Raw genomic sequence first — 6,658 nt, 5'->3', positions numbered from 1 at the left:
CCACCGGATCGATCCTGCGCCCCGCACCGCTGGCAGGACCCGCTTCGCTCCCTCGCGGAGACGCACGCCTGGTTCGATTCCAGGGTCGCCCACCATCCCGCACTTTAGGGACGAAAAATCCGCTAACACCTTGAAAGGAAAGGTGGTTTCGGCGGTTCGATAACCCTCATTCCGGCTATACCTCAATGGCTCTGCAAAAGCCAGTTTGAGCACCGTTCTCTTGAGGGCGAAGTTGCCATTTTTATAAATATTCCAAGGACTTGCCAGGAACTCCATGGCCGGTTCGATAAATTCGCTCAGGCGTGCCTCGCTGGGCACCGCCGACTCGGCCCGTTCCGCCAGTCTGATCTTCTCGCGTTCCAGCTCTTCGATGCGCTTTTCATACGCCCCGATCACGGACGGGCTGGACGAGTTCATGATACGGTCGAGCAGATTGTCGATCTGCTTGCTGGTATCAATGACCTGTGCTTCCAGAGCTTTCCGCGCCCCAAGGGCGTCAGCGCGGCGCATCTCCCAGATATCGGTGAAGATCGCCTTCGCGAGCTTGAAGAGCTGCGCAGCGGGTTGCAGGCTACGCAGGAGAGCTTCTGCCCCTTCCTCGATATCGGCGCGGCGGATCGACTTGCGCTTGGAGTCGCAACTCGGCGTGTCGCACAGATAGTAAGGATAGAGCTGATTGCGGCCCTTCGACCAGCAAGAGGTCATCGGCTCTCCACAATCATCGCACAGGACGAATCCACGCAGCGGGAAGTCTTGATTGATATCTTTGCGGGCTGGCGCGTTCAGCGTGCCTTTGAGACGCGCCTGGATGCGCTCGTAAGTCGAGAAGCTGATCAGGGCCTCGTGATGCCCCTTGCGCAGGGTTACGCCCCAATTCGGAGCCTCCACGCAGCCAGCGTAGACGGAGCGCTCAAGCATGTCGCGCACCTTCGTTGGGTGGACGTAGCCGCTCTTGCCGCTCTTCGGGAAGTCGGGCTTGCCCTCAAGGAAGCGCTTTACTTCGACTTGGGAGGTGAAACGCCCATCGGCGAAGCCTTCCAAAGCCTCGCGGATGATGGAGGCGATTGGCTCGTTCGGCACCAGAATCTTCCCATGCGCAGCCACGCGCTCGTATTTATAGCCGATTGGCGGATGAAAGACGTAGTAGCCCTTCTCAACGCGGGCGGTCATCTTCTGGATGACCTGACGGCGGTTTTGTTCGCGCTCAAGTTGGCCTTGTGCGGCGATCACAGTTTCAACGAACAGCCCCTCGGGCGTGTCCTCGAAGGTAAAGTTGAGACATTCGACCCGCGCCCCGCGCTGCGCGAATTCGCGGCGAAGCTTAAGGTGGAATTCGGTATGGCGGGCGAAGCGCTTCGGATCATCAAAGATGACTACATAATTGTCTTCGTTCTTCGCATCGAGATAGGCCAGCATGGCGCGCATGCCTGGGCGCTTCATGAAGTCCACGCCGCCCGTGATGTCATCAGGGAAGACCATCTCGACTTCGTAGCCGCGATCCTCGGCATACTTGCGGCAGCGGTGTTCCTGACTTTCGAGACCGTGGCCTTGAGTCTTTTGCTTCTTGTCCGAGACGCGGCAATAGATCAGCGCCTTGGTCTGTGTAGCCGCTTTTGTTCCTACATGATTCATGACTCCTCCTTCTCTTCGCGCTGCTCTACTCAGCGGCGCACAGGTTGAACTGTTCTCTCAGGGTGATGTCTGGTGAGCTTAGCACACCTTGGCCGCAGGCGGCAGAGTCATCCTGAGTTTCCTCATGTTTTCCACAGGCTTGGCTTGAATCCACATTGGCAAATTCATAGGCAAAGCCAGCGTCATAAAACGCATGTCCTATTGTGAACAGCATCTCAATCAGTTGATCTTTCTGCTCATCGCTGATCGTCTGATCATCGAAGAAAGCGCGGTAGCGTTCATAATCGATCCGAAAGCTGGATTTGCCGTTGTTCTTTAGGGAAAATCCAAGAGCGCTAGCCAAATCCGGCGCATTTTCAAAACCATTCGTATTCATCAAAACACCTGCCCATCTGCGCATAGGCGCGATAGGACGCACAGGGGCGTCAGTTAAACATTGCCCTTGGTGCTCTTCAGCCGATCTGTTGAGATTTTGGTCCCGAGCTTCTTCAGTCTCGAAAGCCTTGTACAAAGAGCTTGGCTCTTTGAATTCTACATCTTCTTTTAGCTTAGCATAAATTATGCGCTTCTCGCAAACTTGCGCTGATACTTTCTTCGCGGCATGTGTTCGTTTTCTCGGCATTGGTCTTCCCATCATCGCTGTTCGATGATGAAAAGATGGCTATCCCAGACATTGCCGTTTGACGCTGGCCGCGATGCGCGGCAGCGACAAATCGGAAACGGATGCGAAGCGATTATTCACATCATTTCGTGGTCCGGCAGGTGGTAAGCCTCGCCGTGCGTCGCAACGTACCAAAGGGGTCGCGTGCCCCTTAGGTTCACATAGCGATCTGCGATCTGCTCCTTTGATCCCGCCGAACCGAGTGGTCTTTTCTTAAGCCCCGCAATGAAGCTTGCTGCATCGCGTCGGCGTACATCGTTGGAGCCATAGAACACTCGGTGCTGAGAAAATATGTAGGCGGCGCGGTTGACGAAACTGAAAGAGTTCAGAGGCGCAAGCGAACGGCGTTCGAAAAACATGGCTAGCGCAGCGTGGTCGTCCTGCATGCCTTCCCTGAATTCGGCGGCGAAGGGACATTCGGCGCAGGTATCCCGGTCAGGCAAGTCGCCATAGCCCTTGTCGCCAGGGCATTGCCAGAGGCAGCGCTTGAGGGTTTCCACACGCCGACCTCCTGTCTCGAAACAGTCGGTCAGTAACTCGCGATGGAAGCTGAAGATTTCCAGATCATCGATCAGGCGATAGGTGATACGGCGGTAGAGGTTTTTAACCGTGGCATGGCTGGTCTTAGTGATCTTGGCGGCGTCCTCGGTTTTCTCACCTGTGAAATAGGCCCGCACGAGCGCGCGGAAGGCCGCCTCGGGTAGCTTGGAGCCTATAGAGTAGCGGTTTTTCATGGTTCATTTTGCGTTCAACAATAACATCGTAACATACTGATAAGGATCGAATATCACGATTTCATCTAACCCCGTATCTTAGCCCCGAATCTGAAATTCTTCGGAAACCTCCCACATCTACCCCAGCACGGGCAAGAGCCCCTGCCGGAAGAAAGAGGACCCATGTAGAACGATGCCGACATCAAAGCACAACGGAAACCACTCCATGACCCCATAGAAAAAGAAAGCTTACCATGACCCCATCCATCAGCACAAAGGACGACAAGATCATCGTTTTGGCCGATCACCACATCGCCAACCGCAAACTCTACAGAGAGCGCATCTGGCTTCCAGCCCGCGCCATGCACGAAGAAGTCGGCTCCTACGCCGCATGGCGGCGCGTTCTGGCCGAAATCGAGGACTATGACGGACGGCTCTACTTCCCAGATCAGCGCCCCTTCCGTCACCCCGAAGTCACGGACATGTTCCCAGACGTCTGCAACCGCTGGATGGCATACGTCCTCGAAGCCGCGCCTTGCGGGACGATGCCGAAACGCTACCCGAGACCAGTAACCTATGATCGCTTGCGTTTGATTGAATGCTACTGCCGCCTGCATGGCGCAGGCTTGAGCCTCGCCGCCTAAGACCAGCACTCCCGACGACACGACAAGCCCCGAAGCGACGCACCCGCTTCGGGGCTTTTTCTTTTATCTATCACAGCGCCCAGCGGATCAGCGCCCAAAGCCCGTAGAGCATCGCAGGCCAGAGGATCGGCAGCGGCCAGCCGAGCCAGATCGGCATTGCGAAAATCGCAAGCCATACCAAACCGCGCGCCAGAAGTTCAGGCGCGGCGGGAGTGTCGCTCGCCAAGCGGATAGGATCATGCTGCCCCCGCGCCAGTGCGTCCGAGACATCGGGCAGATCGACAATGCGCAAATTCGAGACCTGGCGCACCTGCCAGAGAAGAACAGCGCTCCATAGCGCCGTGATGAGCAGCGGGATCGGACCGACAAACCCGATCATTTGCGCGAAATACGCATGGAGGAGCGGCAGGTTGATCACACCCCGCAGGACAATGACGAGCGCGGCATAGCCGAAGACAATGTTGGCGCATGTCAGAATGGTAAATTTTCCCATAGCTCACCCCACACTCAAATAGTCGCCGAGCATCGCGCCAAGCGCGAGACCGGGCGCGGTGAAATCCACGCTCCGTGTAATCGGCTGGCCGAGGCGGCTTGGATGAATGCTGTAGAGCGGCTTGCCGCGCCTATCGCGGAAGCGCTTTTCCAGGAAGTAGACGGGCCTGTAACCGATCATCGGACGGGCAGCGGCAAGCGCCACCACCTGCACGGATGGATGCAGGCTCATCATCTCGTCCGAGGTGATGAGGCGGCGAGACTGGCTGGCATCACTGCTGGATCGGAAATTGGGATCGCCCAGTATCCGCCCGCGCTCGATGGCGCTGTCCAAGCTGAGCTGGTGCAAGCTGGTCTGGCCGCAAAGCGCAGAGAGATAATCCGCTGTGAAGCGGTCATTCGTGCCAAAACATTGAATGGACGCGCTATTTGCGAGGAAAGATTCCCAGCGGGTTTTGTAGAGCTCTTTGAGCTGGGTGAAATCCTGCACCACCATGACAAATTGCATGCCAAACCCGGCCATCAGGCCGACCGCTTGCTCGATGATGGACATACGATCCAGAGTTGCCATTTCTTCGAGCAAGAACATCACGGGCACGGACGGCCTTTGGGGAAGCGCCGTCACGCTCGCAATCAGCGCACCGATCAGCACCCGCAGGAACCGCCGCGCCACCGCAATGCGGCGCGCGGGCAAGATGATATAGATGCTGGTATTCTCGCCGATATCCTTGGGATCGAAGTCCGAACCAGACAGGCAATCCGCCAACCTGCTACTTTCCAGGAAGTGCGTGTTGCGCTGCGCGGTCGAGATTACCCCCGACAGCTCGCGCTCTTCCTTGTTATCAATCCGCCCGCCAGCCGCTCTGACCAGCTCAAAGGGCGAGGCCAACATTTGATCGATGGTCGCGCGGAACTCATCGCGACTGGCATTCAAGGTTTGGCGCACGCCCTTGAGGCTGGCCGTGCCATGTTCGGCGGCATGAAGCAGAAGGCCTGCAATCATGCTGGCCGCTTCTCCCGACCAATGTGACTCCGCCCCGCCGTCAGGGATGACCAGGCTATCGGCAGCCAGCATGGCATCGTCAAAGGCTTCATCGCCGAAAGGCTGGATGCGGGCGCACGGATTGAAGGACGAGCTGGTGAGCCCAAGCTTGCTGGCAACGACATCCATCGGATCGATCAGGATGAGGTTCTGGCCAAGAACATCGCGGCGATAGAGCGCCGTGATCACGGACCGGCGGTCTCCCCATCCTTCCTCGCTAGCGCTCGTGCAGGACGGGCGATCCCCCTCCGCCGCCCGTGATCTTGACGGCCTCCCCCCGCTCATTGGCGCGGGCCTAGTCCGGTTGCATGCGCAACCGACTATCCAAAGGAGGAAAAAGGAAATGAAAACCGATGTTTATCAGAAAGTAACAAACAAAATTATTGCCGATCTAGAGAAAGGCGAGCTGTCTTGGCTCAAGCCTTGGAGCAGCGGCAACCTTGAGGGCCGGATCACCAAGCCCCTGCGGCACAACGGGCTACCCTATAACGGGATCAACGTGCTGATGCTCTGGGGCGCGAGCGTCGAGGCCGGATATCTCTCCCCGTACTGGATGACCTTCCGCCAAGCCAAAGAGATGGGCGCACATGTGCGCAAGGGCGAGCGGGGCAATCTGGTCGTATACGCCAACACCATCACCAAGAAGGAAGAGCAGGACGACGGCAGCGAGGAAGAGCGCAAAATCCCGTTCATGAAGGGATACAGCGTTTTCAACGTCGATCAGATCGAGGGGCTGCCCGAACACTACTACGCCAAGCCCGAGCCGATTATTGATCCCGCCTTGCGGATCGAACATGCGGAGGCGTTTTTCGCCGCCACGCTTGCTGACATCCGTCATGGCGGGAACAGCGCCCACTATGCGAACGGCAGCGATCATGTGCAGATGCCAGCTTTTGAGACCTTCCGCAGCCCTGAGAGCTACTACGCCACGCTTGCCCATGAACTGACTCACTGGACGAAGCACAAGAGCCGCCTTGACCGCGACTTTGGGCGCAAGCGCTGGGGCGATGAAGGCTACGCCCGCGAGGAACTGGTTGCCGAACTGGGCGCGGCGTTCCTGTGTGCCGATCTGGAGCTGACCCCCGAACCTGGCACCGACCATGCCGCCTATATTCAAAGCTGGCTGAAGGTCTTGAAGGACGACAAGCGCGCTATCTTTGCCGCCGCCGCCCATGCGCAGCGCGCCGCAGATTTCTTGCACGGTCTGCAACCCGTAATCGAGGACGAGCAGCAGAAGGAAGGAGTCGCCGCATAAGCGGCGACTTCACCGAGCTGGAAAATTTCGCGCCCGCCTTTCGGCGGGCGCTTGCCATCGGGCCTTTTAGCCCTCGGGGAACAGGCCCGGCATCCAACGCTCCGCGTATTTTGCCGGGAAGGCCAGATGTAGCGGGGCGCGCGTGCTTTCGGAGCGAAGAGCTCCGGCCTTGAGCAGCCGCGATGGACACGGGTAAGCTGGCGCGGAACGCGGCGGATT

Annotated in this window: 7 protein-coding genes; 2 read left to right on the top strand and 5 right to left on the bottom strand. The window is 57.9% G+C overall.

Features of this window, described 5'->3' with window-relative positions; translation table 11 throughout:
* The 3 genes from BMX96_RS16270 to BMX96_RS16265 all read right to left on the bottom strand — a co-directional run.
* The coding region (locus BMX96_RS16270) for a recombinase family protein (RefSeq protein ID WP_091846438.1) at window positions 1-1,632 on the bottom strand (1,632 nt) is incomplete at its 3' end.
* A gap of 25 nt (window positions 1,633-1,657) precedes the next feature.
* Complete coding sequence (locus tag BMX96_RS19400; RefSeq protein WP_139210122.1) at window positions 1,658-2,254, bottom strand: hypothetical protein; 597 nt, start codon at window positions 2,252-2,254, stop codon at window positions 1,658-1,660.
* 116 nt (window positions 2,255-2,370) lie between these two features.
* Complete coding sequence (locus BMX96_RS16265; protein WP_091846437.1) at window positions 2,371-3,027, bottom strand: hypothetical protein; 657 nt, start codon at window positions 3,025-3,027, stop codon at window positions 2,371-2,373.
* A gap of 233 nt (window positions 3,028-3,260) precedes the next feature.
* Here BMX96_RS16265 and BMX96_RS16260 point away from each other — a divergent pair, with 233 nt between their 5' ends.
* Entirely contained in the window at window positions 3,261-3,650 is a 390-nt protein-coding gene (locus BMX96_RS16260) for a hypothetical protein (protein WP_091846436.1), read from the top strand.
* Between the two features lie 70 nt (window positions 3,651-3,720).
* Here BMX96_RS16260 and BMX96_RS16255 read toward each other — a convergent pair whose 3' ends face one another.
* Complete coding sequence (locus BMX96_RS16255) at window positions 3,721-4,143, bottom strand: hypothetical protein (RefSeq protein ID WP_091846435.1); 423 nt, start codon at window positions 4,141-4,143, stop codon at window positions 3,721-3,723.
* Between the two features lie 3 nt (window positions 4,144-4,146).
* On the bottom strand, window positions 4,147-5,373 hold the full coding sequence (locus tag BMX96_RS16250; RefSeq protein ID WP_175481769.1) for a type IV secretory system conjugative DNA transfer family protein: 1,227 nt from the start codon (window positions 5,371-5,373) through the stop codon (window positions 4,147-4,149).
* 154 nt (window positions 5,374-5,527) lie between these two features.
* Between BMX96_RS16250 and BMX96_RS16245 the strand changes: the two genes are divergently transcribed.
* Window positions 5,528-6,439, top strand: a complete 912-nt coding sequence (locus BMX96_RS16245) for an ArdC family protein (protein WP_091846433.1) — start codon at window positions 5,528-5,530, stop codon at window positions 6,437-6,439.
* The last annotated feature ends 219 nt before the right edge of the window (window positions 6,440-6,658 follow it).

This window comes from Palleronia pelagia (genome assembly GCF_900110115.1).
GTDB classification, from domain to species: domain Bacteria; phylum Pseudomonadota; class Alphaproteobacteria; order Rhodobacterales; family Rhodobacteraceae; genus Palleronia; species Palleronia pelagia.
Note: the sequence above shows the minus strand (reverse complement) of the source record. Positions and strands in the feature narration are given on the sequence as shown.